This is a genomic window from Vibrio thalassae, from assembly GCF_900089835.1.
GTDB classification, from domain to species: Bacteria; Pseudomonadota; Gammaproteobacteria; order Enterobacterales; family Vibrionaceae; genus Vibrio; species Vibrio thalassae.
Genome location: NZ_OANU01000023.1, coordinates 1 through 20,793, shown reverse-complemented (window position 1 = coordinate 20,793; position 20,793 = coordinate 1). Strand labels below are relative to the sequence as shown.

Sequence of the window (20,793 nt, the reverse complement as noted above, 5' to 3'; positions counted from 1 at the left end):
ACTCGCTCTCACTCAATAAGTGACTAAAGTGAGAACGTCAATGAATGGAGCACGTGTAGTAAATGAGAAATTTGGTATTCATGGGTGTGTGTCTGGCGGTGACCGTTTGGATGATTTTTGATTCGGGCAAGTCGGATCAAGTGTTCACTTTTGGGGAGCACGTGACTTTGCCCAACAAAGATGAAATTGGAATGTATGTCAGTCAGTCTTTTTACTACATAGCATTGCTGGTGGGTGTGGTTTACCTTGGTCGTAAATTTAAGCGCCGCAATAACAAATAATGTTTAATCAAGCACTTGTTGCACTGTATTGCAACAAATCGACCAGTGCTTCTAGCTGCTCTTCTATTGCTTTGTCTGCCGAGATAGCCGGAAATTCCAACGTGATACAAGGCAGTCCTTTCTCGTTACACCAACTCCCAAACGAGCCGGGTGTATCGTAACCAACGTCGTCGATCAAAGGAAGAGAGAAACGCTTTGCAAGCCATTGACCCATCGTAGAATGCGCGGGGTCATCTACGCAGGCCAAAGGTTCGTGAAGTGACACAACAAACCTGGGTTTTCGAGCCTCAATGAAATCGATAAGTGCACGAATCTCTGGTTCAAGGGTGGTCGCATTACCGGTTTTAACTTTGACGTCACGTTCACTTGCCGATGTGCTCCAGCGATACACAGTACCTTTGTCGGTCCACGTTTTCGTTGGAAACGCACGATTGAGATCCACTTGATTGGCATTGGCACGAGTCCCTAATTGATTGCCGTCGGGGTTCAATGACACGATCACATCGTGCTTCAGGTATTGAGCGGGTAGGGTACGAAGTGCGCACGACAATGCAGTAATGGATGCGGTCTCATCACCGTGAGTGCCGGCAAGAATGAGTCCGCGTTCAGGCGTTTCTAATTGGGCCGGAAAGAACAATAACGGAGCGCCCAACACCGAGTGTCCATAGGTCTCAGGCATGTTCTGAAATTCAGCCCGTAATGATCTTGGACGGAATATTGGCTTTGTTTGACTTACATTATCCATGTTCTCGTTCCCAACTTCTTGCCTTCCCTCACGGCATTGTGTGGTTATATATGCCATAAATAATGATGTAATGCTATTGAAAGCCTTTTTGTTGTAATAAACCAAGGTGTTATCTATGACGAAACGGCAACTTTATAATAACGACACCAATCAGGCGGTTTAGGATGAAACACACCTCTTCATGGAAAGTATCGATTCTCTCAGCGCTCATTGCAGCGACGTTTTCAGTACAGAGTGCAACGGTGCCCGATGGCACAACGCTGGCTGAGACTCAAAAAATTGTACGCGGCAACGATGCAGAAGTAGCAACACTGGACCCTGCTAATGCTGAAGGGTTACCAGAGATGCATGTTCTGAGGGACTTATTTGAAGGGCTTGTGATTCAAGACAGAGAAGGAAATGTCGTTCCCGGTGTTGCAGAGTCTTGGGAAACCAGTGACAACAAAACGTTTGTTTTTCACTTAAGAAAGAATGCGAAATGGTCAAATGGCGATCCAGTTACCGCGCAAGATTTTGTTTATAGCCTTAAAAGAGCCGCTGACCCTAACTTTGCCTCTGCCAATGGTTGGTATTTAAAACTAACCAAAATTAAGAATATTCAAGCCATCATTAATGGCGAGGCTCCGTTAGACTCGTTAGGGATTAAAGCACTGGATGATTACACCTTACAATATGAGTTGGATAGTCAGGTGCCGTATTTTGTTGCTATGACTGCACATTCATCGATGATGCCTGTACATAAGTCGAACTTAGAACAATTTGGTGATAAGTGGACCAGACCCGGAAATATGGTCTCTAACGGCGCTTTTGTTTTAGAAGACTGGGTCATTAACGAACGTATTGAGCTAGTGAGAAATAGCCAATATTACATGCAAGCTCGCCCAGTAAGACCGACGGTCGGCGGGTTCCCAATGAATAATGTTGAAGGAAGAATTTACTCCAAGGACTTATATGTAAAAGCGAAATAATAGTCCACTTAAAACCACGACAATGATGCAAAGCCAGCTAATTTTAGCTGGCTTTTTTGTGTCGAGTTGAAAAAGCCAGATTGAGCCATTGGCGTCTCTTGATAGCTGCGTCGATGTAATTCAGATACATGCCCCCAAGCTCTATACCCAAATCACAGGGACTATTGACGATTATCTTAGTGCTTACGAACTGATGAAGCGTCATGGCCTAAATGAACAATCTATGCATCTATGCTGCGTGATTTGGAAAATGTCGAGTCAATTAAGCTATCCGAAGCGCTGATGATTAACGCTCACAAGCTGTGCCAAAGCCGCTATGACTGTCTCGAACGTTACAATAATATACTATTGTAGATATAGGAGCGGAGGGAGCATTCCAACCTAAATTGATATTACTAGGGCGACATTGTTCAATTCAGCGTTAATCAAAGAGGGACTGGGCGATCGCCTGTCCCCAAGTATCATTTAAGCCTTACTAATAAGCCTTAGGATTGCTTTATTGATTCCAATTAAGTCATTAACAGTGGACGCGCTATGAATAGCCTCAATGAGTGACTCTTTACTGCAGCGAGGAATGACATCAATGTTTTTTACTTTACCTTCAAGAGTGCTCTTCATTAACTGAAATGTCTTTTGTTCGAACATGTTTATGTGCCTGTGACGTTGTTTTTACTTATTTGATTTTTTAAGTCTATCTGAGTTAGATGACAGTTAGCCAAACTGTGTGGAGTAAGACTTTAAAATATGTTGTTTGGTATATCAACCCATGTTTGAAAAATGATATCGGCTTCAATAACTCCAATCAAATGCAACCGTGATTCCGCACTTAATTCAGGTATTTTAAAATGTGATACGAAACACGATTTTTAACCTGGTTTTATTGGGGGCGTGATTTTAGAGCTAAATAGTGCTATTAATGTAAGGTTAAGTAAAAAGACACATAATTGCATGATATTGAAGGGGATATTGTTTGATATTTTTTCGTGAATTTACGGAGAAAGGTGTAATAGCGCAAAGTCTGCATCTTCTTCGAAAAAGCCACTAAATGCTTCGAAAATAATTGCAAAAACACCTGCGGAATCTCGGATGCAAAGACTATATAGAACGAAAAAGGTTATTAGGAGAGTAGATTGTTGTCCCATTTTCAGGTAATAAAGGCTTTAAATTCAATTGGATGTAACAGTGGTATTGTCAACCAATTATTAATGAATTGATTAAATTAGTGGTATCTGCCAGTGGTATTGTGATCTAGGCTGCAGTTCTTTTAAAGAAAAAGCCCTCTACTATTAGAGGGCTGAAATGTTTTATGACAATTTAGCGAATTCTATTTACCAGAAAGCCAAAAAACAGCGTCTTTTTCTTTGTCACTTCGAGGCGTACCTTTGGCAAGAATTTTATACTGGGTATCCTCACGGAATGGCGTAAACTTGATGATGTCGGTGGTGGAGTTACTTCTATCGAGTAACAAGTAATCATAGTCGGGATCCACACCATCTAAAATGGCCTGCGCGCGTTCAACACTGACTCGTGGAACGGACCAGTCATGATAGAGGAAAAAGATTGACGTCATCGTTTCTGAAAAACGAACGCTCGCAATACGCTCTCTTTTTTCCACGGGCACTTGCTCTACAAAATTGCGTAAGTCCGGCTTCATATCTTTGGCGATATCGATAGCAGGGAACAAGTAGTTAAACGCACTTGAGAAGAACAGGGCAGTGATGATAGCCATTTTGCTCCACTGTGGCCAAGGCTTACGCTCTACGACTACCATCAAAACGATGGCGGCGATAGGCACTAATGCCACTAAATGCCATGTGCTTAACCATTCCATTAACGCTGGTGGTATTTTGCGCGATGGCAGCAGACCCGACCATAAAGGCACGACAGCAAACGCAATAAGTACCAAAGACGTTAACGCCAGCCAGCCTTTGCGATACCAGTTAAACCATTTACCAGAGAAACTTGTCAATGCATCAGCAATAATAAGAGCAAATAGTGGCATCAGGGGAGCTAGATACATAGATCGTTTGGTCACTGAGTAAGAGAGCACAAAGATAGCGACTGCAAACCAGAAAGCGAAGAAACCATCAGTCCATGTTAGCTGCTTAGGTTGGCGTAATTTATAGATAAAGTTGCCTAACCAAAGTAATAAGAGCGGCGTCCAAGGAGCACTGTACTCCAGAATACCGTTTACATAATAGAAAGGCTTACCCGAGTGATTATGGCCTAGCGTATTGGTGGCAGAACCGGTGAGTCGGCCCACCTGATTATCCCAAAACCAGGCTGTCCAAAGCTCTGGAGATGCCGTTTTATAGAAAGGATATATCCAGCTCGCTGCCACTAAGCACATCACACTGATACCAACAAAGTGCATGAATACAAAATGACTGATGGAGGTTGCTTCTTGTGGGAACTGCTTTCTCAGGGTGAGCGCTCGCATAACTAACGGTACCCAAGCCAACCCAATACATAGCACGATAGCGATAGGTCCTTTACTTAAAAAGGCCAGCCCGGTGAACGCGCCTGCAACAATTAAGTAGCCGAGCTTCTGACGTAGGTAGGCTTCACTAAAGGCCCAAGTTGCCGCAATGGTGGTAAACATCAAAGCAGCATCGACACGGAGCCAGTGGAAGTTAAGCACAAAGCCTTCTAGTGTGCCAAGAACTGCCAAAGCCATCCAGGCGAAGTTTTCACCTTTAAATAGGTACGCGATACGGTACGTTACTGCTAAAGAGCCCAAGCACAGCAGTGACAATGCGAGTCTGCCCGCCATGACTGCATCTAAGCCCGTTGCGTGCATTAATAAGGTGGAAAAGACAAAGAACACAGGTGGTTTTTCTACAAAGGAGATACCAGCAAACTGAGGGATAATGAAGTCACCTGTTAGGTACATGCTATGAATAATAGCTGCAACACGCGGTTCGTCAGGTGTCCAGACGTCATGGTCGAATAACCCGCTAAATACCACTGCGATAATGGCAAGTAACAAAACCAACTTCCAACTGTTGTTTTGTTCACTTGAATACGATGTTGACACTAATTTTCTCCAATGGCAGTGCGACTAGGTATCGCGTTACGATAATTCTATGAATATAGGCGATTAATTAGAGCTGAAAATTTTATTAAGCCGGCACTCAAAGAGCAAGGCTTAACAGGCTAAACGACCTATGTTTTTCAAGATAATTAACGCCAAAATGACACGACTATACCTCGATATCAATGTTGCTTATGTATCGACTTTGTAATAGTCAGTGTCATTATGCTTCAATTCATTATTAATATAAAAACTAATTTTCATATGATTAATGGCTATAGATTACCAATCTTGCCATAAAGTGTGATTCAGATCTCAAACTGACTGCGGTACTAAGGGGGTTCCCCTACATAAACGCCAATAAGCTAACGACTCCTACAGTTTCTGAAAAACAGGTGTAAAACGGTCAAGAAATTCAATCCATATGCCCAATTCAAAGGTTCGATCTTCATCCATCCGCGCCAACTCCTATAGAAGGGTATTTGGGTCAAGATAAAAGACGTTATTGCAATCTCTGGCCTATGTCATGGCATCGATGCTTATGCGCTACAAAAAGGTGTAGCTAGGCTAACACTTGGGATTAAATTAGCCTCGTAGAGGAAGGGCTTGCTGAAACGATAGGTTGCTCCAGTATGACAAATATGATGGAAATGCATGCTGAAGCTCAATTTGCTGGTAGCTTTTCAGTACCAGCTCACATTGCGATGGTAGGCTTTTTTTAAATCTCAAATTCGACTACGTTGGATTCGCTGGCGTTAATCAATCGCTTCACAAAGTCATCAACAGGCATTGGTTTATCGTAATAATACCCTTGTCCAATTTGGCAACCGTATTGAGATAACTTCTCGGCTTGTTCTAATTTTTCGATCCCTTCAGCCACGACCAACAAGTCGAGGTTCTTAGCCATCGCAACCATCGCTTGTACTAATTGTTGATCTTTAGGGTCAGTAGTAATATCGCGAATAAAAGAGCGGTCGATTTTTATCCCATCAACAGTGAATTTTCGGAGATAGCTGAGTGACGAATAGCCCGTCCCGAAATCGTCCAACCATACTTCAATACCGCTGGCACGGATGGCTTTCAAGGTACGCTCTGCTTCATCTTCATCCTGTAACAGCAAGCTTTCTGTAATCTCAATACGGATAGCTTTGGCTGGGACTTGGTACTTTTCCATGTAAAACGCAAACATTTCAACGAGATTCTGACGATAAAGCTGTTTTGATGAAATATTAATGGAGACATGAAAATCAGGCGCAAAGTAAGGTGCCCACTGTTGTATTTGAATGCACAGTCTTTCAATCAACCATTGGCCTAATGGCAATATCATCGCCGTTTCTTCAGCAATTGAAATAAAATCAATTGGGGGAACGATACCTAGTGTTGGGTGTCGCCAACGTACGAGTGATTCGGCCCCAAGAATTCGGCCAGTTTTAATGCAAACCAGTGGTTGAAACCAAAGCTCGAACTGTTGTAAATCAGAGAGTGAACGTCGTAACTCTCGTTCAATATTGGCTCGATGCACAACGGATTTGAACATCTTAGGCGTGAAGACTTTATGCGTATTTTTACCATCAGCTTTCGCACGATACATGGCAATATCGGCATTTTTTATTAAATCCTCGGATGTTTTACCATTGTATGGGTAGCGTGCAACCCCAATACTGCCGCCGACGACTAATTCTTCGTTTTCCATCAAAATAGGGGAGCGCACTGCCACGAAAATCTTTTTCACAACGGCATCTACATCTTCGGTCGTTTTCAGATGAGGAATTAACATCAAAAATTCGTCGCCACCGATTCGCGAAATCATGGTCAATGGGTGATCATTGGTAATATCTCGCGCACACGAGCTTAGTTTCTCAGCCAAACGAATCAGTAAGAAGTCACCGCTGTCATGACCATAGTTATCATTGACGACTTTGAATTCATCCAAATCGAGGAACAAGACTGAAAACGACGTTGCAGGGTAAGACTTGATCGTGCTTTGCAAATGTTGAATAAAGCGTGTTCGGTTCGGTAACTCAGTCAAAGCATCGTGATACGCAAGGTGAGTGATTTTTTGCGTGCGTTGTTCAAGTTTGGTTGCCATAGAGCGAACCGCGATACTGAGGTCGCCAATTTCATCCTGTCGATCAACTGCGGTGATGTTTTCGGCGCGAGTAAAGTCTCCACGGCCGATTGCGTCGGTTTGTTCGGTCAGTTTTATTAATGGTTTGCTCCAACGGCGTGAAATAATCGTCGCAATAAGTCCAGAAATAGTAAGCAGTAATATGGCGGCTAGTGCAACACCAATATATAGCTCTTCTTTTGAGCGTTTATCAATAGCTTTGATTAGCCTAGTAACCGAATTGATATCTTTCTGAACCTTATCAAGCGACAACTCAATAAATACGCCGCCGATGATCTGATCTGCGGCGGAAATTGGACGAAATACAGTAAGACTATGCGTTCCAAATGATTGAATGGAACTGCCATAGCGCAGAACACTGTTAATCTGTTGTGGATAGGGGAAAGGTTTACCTAAGCTTTTAAGCGAATCATCCCCGTCATGAAATATATGGCCCTTTTTGTCAAAGATGACAATCTGTTTCACCTCGTCTAATTGAGTCATAGGTTTGGTTAAATTGCTGGCTTCTTCATGATTGTACATGTAGAGAGGGTCAAACATTGCGTCTGACAAATAACTCGACATTTGCTCGGCACGTTTACTTAACTCAGCACGAAACGTTTTACTATTTTGCACGGTGAGTTCGTTCAGTAGCCGACTTGATTGAGCAGAGGAAAGCCAGATGTGAATACCAGCACTGGTCAACGTCATGACAACGGCTAGCGCGAAGGTCACTAGCATGTATTGTCCCTGTAGTCGGAGTCTCAACTTCATTCAAATACCCTAAATCAGTTGAACCAAGCTTTTTCGACTTGTAGACGAGCAGCGTTGTATTGTGGAAATAGTGCGAGTTGTGATGGTGGTATTTCATCAAACTTTGCGGTTTTTTGGTACTGAGCAATTGCCGCAATCCCCACAGGGTCGTTATCTGCACTCAAGAGACTGTGCTTAATGGTCTGTTTCACCGCACCCGGTAAGTCCTTTCTTATAACGATGACACTGCGAGGTACACTCTCGGTGCGATGAAAGACTTTCATCGTGGATTTTATGTGTTGTGGCATATCGGCCAAATCATTCCAATTATTGCTAGAAAACGCGGCCGCATCCACTTGAGAGCGATAAACCCAAGTCGATAATGAGATTTCATCTGCTTTACGAAGTACCTCTCCGGTAAGAATAACACCGACTTTGTTGGTAAGATCAGGCGCTAACGAACTCGAAAAGCGCACGGGATGGAGTTGTTTCTCCTCAAGCGCTTTAATGGGTAGGAAGAAACCGGATGTCGAATTGTGATCTTCTAACGCAATCGTTTTTCCAGAGAGGTCTGACAACGAATTGATATCACTGTCCTTTCGAGCGAAAAATACAGTGTGGTATTCAAACTCACCTTTTTTCCAACGTCGAAGAAGGATTTCACCATTATGTTCATTTTGTAACGCCAATGCTGAGAATAAGGTTTCGGAAACCAGATCGACTTCACCTGAGTCTAGCCATTGCTCTAGTTCTAACGCTGAGTTGGTGACTTTCACTTCGGATCTAACATAACCATATTTGCTGAGTTTATTGGCGAGATACCGAGCTAGAGGTGCAGAGAACACAATGTGCTTTCGAGCCTTACAGCTAAGGACTCCAATAGTGAATGTTTTACCATTCTCTATATTGACCTCAGTGCTGGCATTCGTTAACGAAATACCAAATAAAAACTGAGAAATCAGTAGTCCTAATAACAACTTCAAGCGCATTGATAATTAACCTTTACACAATGGAGCTAAATGTATACTAGTTGATTCAAACTCAGATTCGAGTTTAAACCGTCACTAAGATTATACTCTAACTAACGAGCTTACCTTCTGTATTACAGCAAGCAATGCAGAGCAGAAACGGGTGCTAGACACTCTATTGATTGAAATGTAGTCGTTCTATTGCAGGTAAATGCAGACGATTTAAACAATCCGGAAATACTAGCACATTCATTAAGTTAATGAATGTATTTATATGTATTGCGGCGCGATTTGAAGCGCTAATTTGGTGAAGTGTGATTATCTGCTAGAATCCGAGGTTAATTATTCGTACTGGTTGCCGATATAGAATAAGCAGTAAACAGCTGGAAAGAGTCGATTGTGAAAAAACGAGTGGTTATTGGAGTAGTGGTTGTCGCACTAATGTTAATCGGTGCGGGCACTGCTTATTATTTAGGTTACTTTAATCAAGAAGAAATAAAACCGATTCAGTCGGCTTCTCACTTTGAGGAAACGGATACGTCTGATGATGAGTCAACCGAGATAGCCATCGAACCGCCTCCAGCAAAGCCATTACCAGATCACTATTTTGTGGCTTCAGCATTTGAAGAAGTTCACACCCAACCTCATTCTGATTCGACTTCAGACGGTGTCGCGTATTACGGTGAAGAACTGAAAGTATTGGAGCGAGCGGGGGATTGGATACGTATCGCACCTATCTACCAACTGGAAGAGGGATCCGAAGAGATATCTCAATGGGTGAGCACCCAACACCTCGTGACCCAAGCCGTGCCTTTAAATGGCGAAGGCTGGTTTAACGTGCTAACTCAATACATTGAAGACAGTGATGATTTCATGCTGTTTCACGAGGTTTTTCTTGAGGCTTCAACGGTATTAGTCAAACAAAAACAATGTAGGCTATCAGATTTCGAAGAAATGAAGGGGTGGGTTAAGTCTATCAACCATCCAGATAGCGTCTATTTCACGTACTGTGGTGGAATCGAGACAGAGGACAAAGTGTATCTAAATGCCGTTACTGGTAAATTGTTCTAATTGGTTGAGAGGTTCTGGCTATTGGTCTCGTTCGTGCTCTGCGTTTTGCGCCATTTCGCTCACGTACTGTTTTAGAAGTTTTAGTGCTGTAAGGTCGCCTCTTTCAATATGTTCTATGGGTGCATAGCCATTGAGGTTTGCACTGTGGCTTCGCACATTTATAAAGTTGTTAATAAAGTGGGAGCTCTCGAACGTGCTACGAAGGAAACCGTCGATTTCAACTACCAAATGTACTCGCTCAAGCGTTGGCGGCCCGATAGAAACAGGAGCTGGCGTGACTTTTAACCGTGCATGTTGCTCCGGTGACACTGCCAAGATAGCTTCTGTTTGCAAGTTTGAAGCTCCCCAACCGTCTAGAATAATCAAAGCGTACTTTACTAAAGTCAGTTTTTCGTTTTGCGACAGATCCATCTTGTTTCCTCGATGTAATTACTCTTTGCCTATAGAAGCCGGAGCTTATTCCCTCAACATTAAGTTAAGAGGTTCTCATATTCGATTTAGTATTTTTTATTTGTCTTTGCTGCAACATAGGTCGATAATGCGGATATTGATCTCGTGAGGCCAGTTTTTTGTCTAAGTTCTATTTGCAGTTTATCGTTTCTCTGATTGTTGCGTTTTTCGCACCATTAGGGGGTGCTGCGTCTGAACAAGTGAGCCAGCAAAGAACATCGACCTCAGACTCCGGTTTCTCGTCTTGGAAAGACCACTCTAGTCTCATTAATTCAACGAGGCCGGGACACACTACCAGACAATGCTCAAATCCAAACAAACCCAAATCAAAATCACTCGGTGATCATGACGCCAAAGCCATTCTTACAGTCTGGCGTTGGACGGGTAGTAATAACGAAAATCATGAGTTAGAAACACCAACCTATAGCGTGGTGTTTGATTACAGTTGCAGTGGTCAGCACGAGCTGCTCAGTGCGACGGTGCGCCAACGACTCATTACACCATCCTACCTTAGCTATGCCCAAAGCAACCATCGTGTGAGTGGTTGGAAAGATGGCAACACGCTGTATGTCTTCCTGAATACTCAATACGCTTAGTTCATTTCCAAAAAACATCCTGTTATCCACCGCTATTGATTTGCTGTATGCAGATGATAGTGCGTGAGGTTATTTATTTTAAAAATCAGCATAACGCTGAGGGAAATCTATGCGTAAAAAGACTCAACCGAGAGCAGTATTAAATCATTACTCCTCTTGGAAATATATCGTTCTCATTGTGACCTGTGTGGTACTGACTCTAAGCGCTTTGCCGTCTTGGTATGGTGAGAAGCCTGCAATAGAGTTGAAAGTGAGCGAGCACAATGAGCACCTAAACTCAGTGTTTAAGATCAACTCTTTACTCCATGATGACGGCATCAAGCCAGAATCTGTCACCATGGAAAACCATGTTGCTCAACTTGTATTCGACAATGAGGCGGAACAAACTAAAGCTCGAAACGCATTGGGAGAGTGGGTAAGTAAAGATGACACCATGTCATATTCCTACACCTCAGTCGCTCCAGAGTGGCTTCAGACGATGGGTTTTACGCCTATTAAGTTAGGCTTAGACTTACGTGGGGGCGTTCAATTTCTGTTGAACGTTGACGTTGGTCAAGCGGTATCTGAACAGCGTGATGCTGTCATTGATGAAATTAAGCAAGATCTGCGTAAAGAACGTATCTTTGGTGTGCAAGTTCGCCCAGATAATAATACTGGCATTAGAGTGATTGCAAAAGACAGCGAGGGCAAAATCGCGGTTCGTAAATTCGTCAATACTAATTACCCTGAATGGCAAGCGAAAGGGGACGGAGACGAGCTAACGATTTACATGAAAGCGCAAAACTACGCTGACTTCCAAAACCTTACTATGCAGCAAAACTTAAAGATTATGCGCCAGCGTATTGAGGAACTGGGGATCACCGAAGCAATGGTTCAGCGTCAGGGCGAATCGGGGATTCGTATTGAGTTGCCCGGCGTGCAAGACCCATCATTGGCTAAACGAGTGATTGGTGCGACAGCAAGCCTAGCTTTTCATGAAGTGAGCACATCCTCAAACCCAGTTTCGACACTAAGAGTGAACGATGGACAGGGTAAACCGGTCACCTTGGTGAAAAAACCCGTACTGACCGGTGAGCACATTGTTAACGCTCGCGTAGGGTTTGACCAAATGCACCGTCCAGAAGTCGACATTTCACTCGATCATGCTGGCGGTAAAATGATGAGCGATTTCTCCGCAACTCATATTGGTAAGCCAATGGCAACGGTTTATCGTGAGTACGGCGTTGATGCTCGTGGGGAAACGCAGCGCAATGAAAAAGTGATTAGTGTTGCAACCATTCAATCTCAATTGGGTAGCCAATTCCGTATTACGGGTTCTGGCAACTTAGAAGAAGCTCAGCAGCTTGCGTTGTTACTTCGAGCAGGGTCACTGACAGCTCCGGTAACCATTGTTGAAGAGCGTACTATTGGAGCATCTCTTGGTGCGGAAAATATCCAAAATGGTTTTGCCGCTTTAGCACTAGGTATGGGACTCACCCTAACGTTCATGGCTTTATGGTATCGTCGATTGGGTTGGGTTGCTAACGTCGCTTTGATCCTAAACATGAGTTGCTTGCTCGGCCTGATTGCCCTTGTCCCGGGTGCTATTTTGACCTTGCCCGGTATCGCTGGCCTAGTTTTAACAGTCGGTATGGCGGTAGATACTAACGTGCTTATTTTCGAACGTATTCGAGATAAGTTGGCGGAAGGTCGTAGCTTTGCTCAAGCCATCGATCAAGGCTTTAACTCTGCTGTCGCAACCATTATGGATGCCAATATTACTACCATGATTACTGCCGTTATTTTGTACGCAATTGGTAATGGTCCGATTCAAGGTTTTGCCCTAACACTGGGCCTTGGTCTGTTAACCAGTATGTTTACCGGTATTTTCGCATCGCGCGCAATTATTAATATGAAGTGGGGACGAGACACTCGTCGTGAGGTGAGGGTTTAATCATGAAAGACTTCTTTAAAACTAATATTCGTTCAATTCGATATTTCACCAACATCCTATCCATTGCGTTGGTGGTCATCTCTATTATCGCGGTTGTCGTCAAAGGGCTAAATTTTGGTCTTGATTTCACTGGCGGTGTGGTGTCAGAAGTGCGATTAGCCTCATCAACAACCCAAGCCGATTTGAGGAAGACACTGGAACCTGTGTTGGGTGAGGGCATCACAGTTACCCAATCAGGTGAAGAGGGTCGTTGGACGATTCGTTATGCGGGTGACCAAGGTGCAGAGAAACACAACGAATTTAAACAAACGTTACTAAAAGCCTATCCAGGTTCAACGATTGTCAGTGACAGTATCGTCGGTGCGCAGGTGGGTCAGGATCTTTATGACCAAGGCGGTTTAGCGCTACTCGTTTGCTTGTTGTGTATTTTAGGCTATTTGAGCTTTCGCTTTGAATGGCGCTTGGCAAGTGGTGCCCTTGTTGCATTGTTGCATGATGTCATTCTAGTCCTTGGTTTCTTCGCACTGACTCAAATGGAGTTTAACCTTACGGTATTTGCGGCAATCCTGGCGATTTTGGGCTATTCGTTGAACGACTCAATTATCATCGCTGACCGTATTCGTGAGATTTTAAAATTACGCCCCAATGAACAAACTGCGGACGTGAGTGACCAAGCGGTTATTGCTACTTTTGCAAGAACAATGGTCACCTCGGGTACAACATTGATTACGGTAGCGGCACTATGGTTACTAGGCGGGGACGCACTGCAAGGTTTTGCGACAGCAATGTTTATTGGTATTTTCTCCGGTACTTGGTCATCCATTTCAATGGGTACAGTCATACCTGAGTGGTTACATCTTGAAGCGAAACACTACCAACCAGTGGAAATCGATACTGCCCCGTAGCAGGTATTGAATGAACAAATAAAACCGCTAACAAGACTGGCGGTTTTTTATTGTCTAACATTCTAAGTTATCAGTAATATAAGGCTTTATCCTAAATATTTGCTTTCGTCGACATTATCAATTTGATTTGTCGATAAGAATCGCTCTGCGTATGTCCTGTACACACCGCTTTTCACGAACAGTTGAAAAACAGCAAGATCAACGTGTTGCTCAAGCGCCATTTTGTGCAAAATGTCTAGCGACTCACTGACCGTTTTGGCTTTTTTATAAGGCCTATCTGCGGCAGTAAGCGCTTCAAAAATATCCGCTACCGCTAAAATACGTTCAGGAATAGACAGTTCATCACCAGTTAAACGTCTAGGGTATCCATCACCTCGCATGGTCTCATGATGGGTCGTGGCAATACGTTCTACGTTTTTCAGGTCGTCAGGAAAAGGGATGCTACTTAGCATCTTAATGCCGGCAATCATATGCTCATTAATCTTAAAGCGTTCTTCCTGAGTTAAAGTTCCTCTTGATATGGAGAGGTTATAGATTTCTCCCAGGTTATAGAGGTGCTCAGGAACCTTCATATTAATACCTAGTTTCTCATCTATGTCATAGTTACTTGAGCGCTTGATGATATGTTCAGGTCTATCGCTCAGTAGTGGTTCGTGAGTTAACTCGCTCGGTTGCGTCGATAGGCGCTGCTCTTCAACAGGAGACAGTCCTAAATGACGGTCAAAGTGGCTTAGCCAAGTTTGCTTGCTAATCTCTGTAATTCGAATTTTATCTTGTTTATTTATGAACTCATTGCCTAAGTTTAACTTGGCGATAAAGTTAAATTGTTCTAGTAACTCTGCTTGGCGTTGCTCTAGATGTTGTTTTGCTTCGTCAGCCAAATCAGGCTGCTCTAACTGAGCCTTTAATGCAGTAATTTCGGCATCACGCCATAATACTTCAAAGCGGGTCCGAATCTCGTGAATTCGATTGTAGTTGGTTTCTAATTTGGTTCCTTTGTCGACCACGTATTCAGGCGTTGTGATCTTTCCACAATCGTGCAGCCAAGCGGCGATTCGAAACTCTCTGCGTTTGGCATCATTTTCAAACTCAAAGGATTCAAAGATGCCATCATTGGATTGTTCCGCAGCATCACTTAGCAAAAATGCCAGTTCTGGTACACGCAAACAGTGGGAGCCAGTGTAGGGTGACTTCTCGTCGACGGCGCGAGCAATCAACTGAATGATCGCTTCGATAAAGGCATCTTGTGAGCGTTGGAATGCGTCTAATGACTGGGACATGTCATAAATGGCATGAGACAGTTCGTTAATCTCTCTTACTGAAGTACGAAACCTCTTCACTTTATGGTACTGGCGATGTTTGATGCGTTTTGTTTGCAACAGCAACTGCTTAATCGGGCTTGAGAGCGGGGTACTTAGGCGCCAAACCAATGGGACCATGATGATTAGTACTGCCAGTGTCCATAAGGCGCTATTGATGATAGTGCTATAGGCATTGCTTAGAAGTTTTTGTTCAGGTATTGCCAACACAAAGTATTCTTCGGGAGCGTCACTCACTTCAGTGATATAGACAAAGTACTGTTGTTCGTTGATATCTACCGACGAAATCTTTCCGTGATAACTCGGATTTTCCAACATGGCTAACAGTTCGTTTGATGGAATATGACTGGTGCTGGGTTGCTCGCTGTCAAGCCATTTTTGCTCCAGAGTTGTTCGAACCTGGTTTTGATCGAGGTAAGTGATCGCTTTATTGATCAAATGTAAGTAAGGCTCAAGCTTATCGTCAGCAACAAAAACAAAACTGCTTGGTAGCGCAGGATGTTGTCCCAGTGGTTGGATGGTTATGTTGTTATCGACAAGTCGAGTTACTTTACTCTTTATTACTGGCGCGACATCAATAACACCCAGAATTTTTTGGTTTTCCACATCCTCGAAAGCCTGTTCATAACTGTCGTAGCTAAGCAGTTCAACCATGGGATAGTCTTCTCTGAGCTTATTAACAATGAACCACCCATCCAAAAAACCAATGGCTGAACCATTTAATTCATCCCAAGAGGTGATTTGGGGCGCATCTTGATGCGTAGCAATGACATAATCGAGAGAGAATAGGGGGCCGCTCTCTAGAGTACTATTTGTAATATTACTGCCAGTTACAATAGATTGAAGAATATCGATATCTCCAAGTCGAAAATCTCCAATTAGCTCTTGCCAACTGCGGCCGTTAACGTATTTGAATTGCAATCCAGTGGCGTCTGAGATAAGGCGAAACGTGTCAATGGCCAGACCGTCAGGATTGCCGACCACGGTAAAGTCCAGTGGTTCCCAATCTAATTGATTCGAGACCTTTAGCGCGGGTGAGTTAATGACTAAATCCATTTCCTCTTCGCTAAGCGGCATTCGAGCAACTGAGGGCAAATCACTAGTCGCGTATGAAAAAGTGTTGGTAGCAATGATCCTACCATCACTGCTGGTGATATAAGCATCTGCGCCTTCTAACGAGATGTTATCTGACAGGCTGTCTTCAAAATGTTTATGTAGTGACGCTAGGGCGATATCGACACCGATCACCGCATCGAGGTTGGGTACTTTGCGCGAGAAAGTTTGCCCGGTGACTCGCAAGTTATGAAAAAGATACGGTGCGGTTTTATACGTTTTTTCATCAGAAGCGTGCGTATACCAACTGCGTTGAGTGGGGTAATAGGTACTCGCTTCTTCCTGCTCTCGGCTTAACGTGAAATTGTCGTAGAAAAACTTAGTCCGTTTGACCCTGTTGCCATCACTGTCTGTGGTGTGTTGGATCATCATCCAAGACTCTCCGTCAAGGAGATTCAATTTATCAGCAATATAGTCCGGTTCTAAGCTGACAAGTTGAAGGAAATTATCATCGTTAAAACCAATGTAGATACTATAAATAAATGGATTGCCTAAAAAGGTGGCACCAAACAACTCCATCAATTCAGACGGCTCTTTTTCATTTAATTGAGTACTTAACAAATAGCCAAGCTGAACAGCAGATTGCTCACCAACATGGTCGATTTGCTCTAGTCGCTGTGATAACAGCGAAGAGAGTAATCGGTAGTTATCGAGGGCGTGATTGAGTTCTCGTTCTTTGGTAAGTGAATAAATCACCGAGGCAGAGATTACTGCTGTGGCGGTTACTGCGAAAGTAAAAAGCAAGGCAACGACTCGACGTATGGACAGTCGGCTAGAGGTTTTCTTTTTTTGGGTCATATGGCCACTGATATTTTCCATAATAGAAGCAGCGTTAATATTGTTAGAACTATATTACTCTAATTGTTATTTTTGTTAGAGTACATTCTCTATAGAAAATATCGCATCATCAGAAGACGAAAAAGCCCCACAGATGTGGGGCGAAGAAGTTTATTGTTGTTTGTCTTTGCCGAGAGACAGTAGCCAAATTGACACGGCTGCTACCCCAACGAATCCCGACAATATGATGACTGGCATTGCAGCATAACCGAGTATGTGCCAAATCACCGATTCAAATGTGCTCATTCAGTGCTCCTTATTGCCAGCCTTCTACGCCATGCATATCTGGTAATTTGTGTGCGATCCCCTTATGACAATCAACACACGTTTTTTCACCAGATGCTAGAGCAGTCGAGTGCTGCTTGACGCTTCTAGGTCCTTGTTCTGAAAAATCCATATATTCAAATTCGTGACAATTTCGACATTCGAGTGAGTCATTAGCCTTTAGCCGAGCCCATTCTCGTTCAGCAAGATGCCCACGACGTGCTTGGAACTTCTCTGGTGTATCGATGGTTTTGGTTACATAATGAGCAAAGAGTTCCTTTGATGCTTGTACTTTACGAACGATTTTATCTGTCCAGTTATGAGGCACGTGGCAATCAGAGCAGATTGCACGAACACCAGAACGGTTAGAATAGTGAATCGTTTCTTGAATTTCCGCTACAATAGGCGCGTGGCAACCTGAGCAGAACTCTTCGGTATTTGTTGCTTCCATACCGGTATTAAACGCACCCCAAAACAACAGGCCGCCGGCAAAGCCTAGGAAAAGTACGACACCCACAGCTGCTTTGCTTGGACTTTTCAGACGCGTCCAAAACGCTTTTAAAATTTTCATAGATAGCCTCTCTTAACTTCTATGGCTATTCAGTACGTAACGAATCGACTCGCTTAAAATCGTTCTGAATAAGTGGTTTTGCATCCGCCTGTGGAACATGACATTGCAAACAGAAATAACGACGCGGAGATACATCCGCTAATACCGCATCCTCACGGTTTTGATAGTGAGTGACGCTCACTTTGGTAGCGCCCATTTCTTTCGCATTTTTCCAACTATGGCATGCTAAGCACTTATTCGCGTTAAGCGATACTTCATAGCCACGGATTTGGTGAGGGATTAGTGGAGGCTGATACACATAATCACTCTCGATTACCTGATCTCTCGGGTATTTCTTAAAATCGTCCGCCGGACGAGTATCTTCTAGTTCACTAGCACCGCGCAGAGATTCGACTCCACCGATACCACCTGGGTTATTCAGTTCTGCTTGAGCTACACCGACAAGAAGCGCACTAAGAGAAAGAATAGCGACTAACAGTTTTTTCATTTTAATTCTCCGCCATTTGGCAAATTCTTCGTAGGCTGCTTTGCTAAAGCAGCCATTATTCCTATTGACTCTGTTACGCCACTTTCGTGATCTTAACAGGGCACTTCTTGAAGTCTGTCTGTTTAGACAGAGGATCAGTCGCATCAAGAATCAACTTGTTGATTAGGATACGAGCATCGAAGAATGGTACGAATACCAAACCTTTTGGCGGACGGTTACGTCCACGAGTTTCAACACGGACACGTACTTCACCACGTTTATTAGCCATCAGCACTTCATCGCCACGGCGTAGACCACGAGATTTCGCATCGTCAGGGTGGATATAACAGACCGCATCCGGAACCGCTTTGTACAGCTCAGGAACACGACGAGTCATGGTACCTGTATGCCAGTGCTCAAGAACACGACCCGTACATAACCATAGGTCGAACTCTTCATCTGGTACTTCTGGTGGTGCTTCGTATGGTGCTGAAATAATCAGAGCTTTGCCGTCTGGTTTACCATAGAAGTCCCATCCAGACCCCGCTTTTGCATATGGGTCAGAGCCTTCTTTGTAACGCCACAATGTTTCCTTACCATCCACAACAGGCCAACGTAGACCGCGAACTTGGTGATAAACATCGTATGGAGCCAGATCGTGACCATGACCACGACCAAATGCTGCGTACTCTTCAAACAAACCTTTTTGAACATAGTAACCGAAGTGATGGGCATCATCGTTAAGCTCTCGAGCCTCTTCGATAGGGTACTTATCTACTTGGCCGTTTTGGAACAGCATGTCGTACATAGTTTTACCGCGGTACTCTGGCGCTTTTGCAAGCAGCTCTTCCGGCCACACATCTTCCATCTTAAAGCGTTTAGAGAACTCCATCACTTGCCACAAGTCAGACTTTGCTTCTCCAACCGTCTCTACTTGTTGATACCAGGCTTGGGTACGACGCTCTGCGTTACCATAAGCCCCTTCTTTTTCTATCCACATTGCGGTAGGAAGAATCAAATCTGCTGCTTGCGCTGTTGCCGTTGGGTATGGGTCCGAACAGACAATGAAGTTTTCTGGGTTGCGATAACCTGGCAGACGTTCCGTGTTGATGTTTGGACCCGCTTGCAAGTTGTTGTTACATTGAATCCAGTAACAGTTTAATACGCCATCGTGCAGCATTCGGTCTTGCAACACTGCATGGAAGCCTGGTTTTGGTGGAATAGTCCCTTCTGGAAGCTTCCACTCTTTCTCGGCAATCGCACGGTGCTTAGGATTTGCTACAACCATGTCTGCTGGTAGACGGTGCGCAAAGGTACCAACCTCACGGGCTGTACCACATGCTGATGGCTGACCTGTTAGTGAGAATGGGCTATTACCCGGAGTGGCGATTTTACCGGTTAGTAGGTGGATGTTATAAACTAGACCGTTCATCCATACACCACGAGTATGTTGATTCATACCCATAGTCCATAGAGACATCACTTTAACGTTTGGATCGGCGTACTGTTTGGCAAGCTCAATCAACTTCTCTGGCTCAACACCAGATATTTCAGAAGCTTTTTCTACCGTGTAAGGCGCAACGGACGCTTTGTATTGTTCAAACGTAATGTCTGACATTTTGCCTGAGTTCGGGTGAGCCGCTGCTTTTTGTAGTGGGTCATCGTCACGCAGACCGTAGCCGATGTCAGTTTCAGCTTGCTTGAAGTTGGTGTGCTTGTTAACAAAGTCCCAGTTTACTGCATCGTTTTCAATGATGTAGTTTGCGATAAAGTTTGCAATCGCAAGGTCAGACTGAGGATTGAAAATGTAACCGTGGTCAGCAAGCTCGAACGAACGATGGTAGTAAGTAGAAAGTACGTTTACGCGAACATGAGGGTGGCTTAAGCGGCGGTCAGTGATACGAGTCCAAAGAACAGGGTGCATCTCTGCCATGTTTGAACCCCAAAGAACGAATGCATCCGCATTTTCAAAGTCGTCGTAACAGCCCATTGGTTCATCGATACCGAAAGCACGCATAAAGCCTACTACCGCTGACGCCATACAGTGACGAGCGTTCGGGTCAATGTTGTTTGAACGAAAGCCGGCTTTCATCATCTTAGCAGCCGCATAACCTTCCATAACCGTCCATTGGCCTGAGCCAAACATACCGATACTCGTTGGGCCTTTCGCTTTTAGTGAAGCTTTCCACTTCTCAGCCATGATGTCGGCGTTTTTCAAGGTAGTTGTCGCCTTTAATTTTTTAAGCAGCTTCTTTCTGCCTTTCAGGATTTAGCTTAACTTCACCAACTTCATCCCAGTTTCTAGATTCGTTTGACCACCGCTGTGGGTTGGCTGCTCTCGCTTGTTTATAAAGCTCTTTGCGCTTAGCTAAGATGGTACTATCCTCTCCATTATGGCGTTGAACTGGGGTC

14 protein-coding genes and 3 pseudogenes are annotated in these 20,793 nt (G+C 43.9%); 7 read left to right on the top strand and 10 right to left on the bottom strand.

Going from position 1 to position 20,793, the window contains the following annotated elements; all coding sequences use genetic code 11:
- Positions 1-62: 62 nt before the first annotated feature.
- A complete protein-coding gene (locus VTH8203_RS09100) occupies positions 63-281 on the top strand; it encodes a hypothetical protein (RefSeq protein WP_158296102.1) in 219 nt (72 codons plus the stop codon).
- A 7-nt stretch (positions 282-288) separates the two neighbouring features.
- On the opposite strand, the gene mpaA is transcribed toward VTH8203_RS09100, so the two are convergent.
- A complete protein-coding gene (mpaA, locus tag VTH8203_RS09095) occupies positions 289-1,026 on the bottom strand; it encodes a murein tripeptide amidase MpaA (RefSeq protein ID WP_096993387.1) in 738 nt (245 codons plus the stop codon).
- A gap of 164 nt (positions 1,027-1,190) precedes the next feature.
- Between mpaA and VTH8203_RS09090 the strand changes: the two are divergent.
- A pseudogene (locus VTH8203_RS09090) lies at positions 1,191-1,961 on the top strand (ABC transporter substrate-binding protein); the annotation flags it as partial.
- Between the two features lie 1,357 nt (positions 1,962-3,318).
- Here VTH8203_RS09090 and VTH8203_RS09080 read toward each other — a convergent pair.
- Positions 3,319-5,031, bottom strand: a complete 1,713-nt coding sequence (locus tag VTH8203_RS09080) for an ArnT family glycosyltransferase (protein ID WP_096993385.1) — start codon at positions 5,029-5,031, stop codon at positions 3,319-3,321.
- 629 nt (positions 5,032-5,660) lie between these two features.
- Here VTH8203_RS09080 and VTH8203_RS25485 point away from each other — a divergent pair.
- Positions 5,661-5,744: pseudogene (locus tag VTH8203_RS25485) on the top strand (GGGtGRT protein); the annotation flags it as partial.
- Positions 5,745-5,746: 2 nt separating this feature from the next.
- Here the strand turns inward: VTH8203_RS25485 and VTH8203_RS09075 are convergent.
- Together VTH8203_RS09075 and VTH8203_RS09070 are read right to left on the bottom strand one after the other, a co-directional pair.
- On the bottom strand, positions 5,747-7,909 hold the full coding sequence (locus VTH8203_RS09075; protein ID WP_096993384.1) for an EAL domain-containing protein: 2,163 nt from the start codon (positions 7,907-7,909) through the stop codon (positions 5,747-5,749).
- A gap of 14 nt (positions 7,910-7,923) precedes the next feature.
- Complete coding sequence (locus tag VTH8203_RS09070; RefSeq protein WP_096993383.1) at positions 7,924-8,877, bottom strand: phosphate/phosphite/phosphonate ABC transporter substrate-binding protein; 954 nt, start codon at positions 8,875-8,877, stop codon at positions 7,924-7,926.
- A 378-nt stretch (positions 8,878-9,255) separates the two neighbouring features.
- Here VTH8203_RS09070 and VTH8203_RS09065 point away from each other — a divergent pair, with 378 nt between their 5' ends.
- Entirely contained in the window at positions 9,256-9,927 is a 672-nt protein-coding gene (locus VTH8203_RS09065) for an SH3 domain-containing protein (RefSeq protein WP_096993382.1), read from the top strand.
- An 18-nt stretch (positions 9,928-9,945) separates the two neighbouring features.
- On the opposite strand, the gene VTH8203_RS09060 is transcribed toward VTH8203_RS09065, so the two are convergent.
- Complete coding sequence (locus VTH8203_RS09060) at positions 9,946-10,338, bottom strand: hypothetical protein (protein ID WP_096993381.1); 393 nt, start codon at positions 10,336-10,338, stop codon at positions 9,946-9,948.
- A 158-nt stretch (positions 10,339-10,496) separates the two neighbouring features.
- Between VTH8203_RS09060 and VTH8203_RS09055 the strand changes: the two genes are divergently transcribed.
- The 3 genes from VTH8203_RS09055 (at position 10,497) to secF (ending at position 13,811) form a co-directional block, all read left to right on the top strand.
- On the top strand, positions 10,497-10,973 hold the full coding sequence (locus VTH8203_RS09055; RefSeq protein ID WP_096993380.1) for a hypothetical protein: 477 nt from the start codon (positions 10,497-10,499) through the stop codon (positions 10,971-10,973).
- Positions 10,974-11,082: 109 nt separating this feature from the next.
- Positions 11,083-12,906 (top strand): protein translocase subunit SecD, encoded by a 1,824-nt coding sequence (gene secD / locus VTH8203_RS09050; protein WP_096993379.1) that lies wholly within the window; start codon positions 11,083-11,085, stop codon positions 12,904-12,906.
- 2 nt (positions 12,907-12,908) lie between these two features.
- Positions 12,909-13,811 (top strand): protein translocase subunit SecF, encoded by a 903-nt coding sequence (gene secF / locus VTH8203_RS09045; RefSeq protein WP_096993378.1) that lies wholly within the window; start codon positions 12,909-12,911, stop codon positions 13,809-13,811.
- An 86-nt stretch (positions 13,812-13,897) separates the two neighbouring features.
- On the opposite strand, the gene VTH8203_RS09040 is transcribed toward secF, so the two are convergent.
- The 5 genes and pseudogenes from VTH8203_RS09040 to napA form a co-directional block, all read right to left on the bottom strand.
- Positions 13,898-17,062, bottom strand: a complete 3,165-nt coding sequence (locus VTH8203_RS09040) for an HD domain-containing phosphohydrolase (RefSeq protein WP_096993377.1) — start codon at positions 17,060-17,062, stop codon at positions 13,898-13,900.
- 129 nt (positions 17,063-17,191) lie between these two features.
- On the bottom strand, positions 17,192-17,326 hold the full coding sequence (locus VTH8203_RS09035) for a TIGR02808 family protein (protein WP_096993376.1): 135 nt from the start codon (positions 17,324-17,326) through the stop codon (positions 17,192-17,194).
- A gap of 10 nt (positions 17,327-17,336) precedes the next feature.
- A complete protein-coding gene (locus VTH8203_RS09030) occupies positions 17,337-17,915 on the bottom strand; it encodes a NapC/NirT family cytochrome c (RefSeq protein WP_096993375.1) in 579 nt (192 codons plus the stop codon).
- Positions 17,916-17,940: 25 nt separating this feature from the next.
- Positions 17,941-18,402 (bottom strand): nitrate reductase cytochrome c-type subunit, encoded by a 462-nt coding sequence (locus VTH8203_RS09025; RefSeq protein WP_096993374.1) that lies wholly within the window; start codon positions 18,400-18,402, stop codon positions 17,941-17,943.
- 73 nt (positions 18,403-18,475) lie between these two features.
- Positions 18,476-20,596, bottom strand: a pseudogene (gene napA, locus VTH8203_RS09020) (periplasmic nitrate reductase subunit alpha); the annotation flags it as partial.
- Positions 20,597-20,793: the final 197 nt, after the last annotated feature.

Coding starts and splice junctions, on each gene's coding strand:
- VTH8203_RS09025 (WP_096993374.1), bottom strand. CDS start 18,402: ATGAAAAAACTGTTAGTCGCTATTCTTTCTCTTAGTGCGCTTCTTGTC.
- VTH8203_RS09035 (WP_096993376.1), bottom strand. CDS start 17,326: ATGAGCACATTTGAATCGGTGATTTGGCACATACTCGGTTATGCTGCA.
- VTH8203_RS09040 (WP_096993377.1), bottom strand. CDS start 17,062: ATGGAAAATATCAGTGGCCATATGACCCAAAAAAAGAAAACCTCTAGC.
- VTH8203_RS09070 (WP_096993383.1), bottom strand. CDS start 8,877: ATGCGCTTGAAGTTGTTATTAGGACTACTGATTTCTCAGTTTTTATTT.
- VTH8203_RS09100 (WP_158296102.1), top strand. CDS start 63: ATGAGAAATTTGGTATTCATGGGTGTGTGTCTGGCGGTGACCGTTTGG.
- secD (WP_096993379.1), top strand. CDS start 11,083: ATGCGTAAAAAGACTCAACCGAGAGCAGTATTAAATCATTACTCCTCT.
- VTH8203_RS09075 (WP_096993384.1), bottom strand. CDS start 7,909: ATGAAGTTGAGACTCCGACTACAGGGACAATACATGCTAGTGACCTTC.
- secF (WP_096993378.1), top strand. CDS start 12,909: ATGAAAGACTTCTTTAAAACTAATATTCGTTCAATTCGATATTTCACC.
- VTH8203_RS09030 (WP_096993375.1), bottom strand. CDS start 17,915: ATGAAAATTTTAAAAGCGTTTTGGACGCGTCTGAAAAGTCCAAGCAAA.
- VTH8203_RS09060 (WP_096993381.1), bottom strand. CDS start 10,338: ATGGATCTGTCGCAAAACGAAAAACTGACTTTAGTAAAGTACGCTTTG.
- mpaA (WP_096993387.1), bottom strand. CDS start 1,026: ATGGATAATGTAAGTCAAACAAAGCCAATATTCCGTCCAAGATCATTA.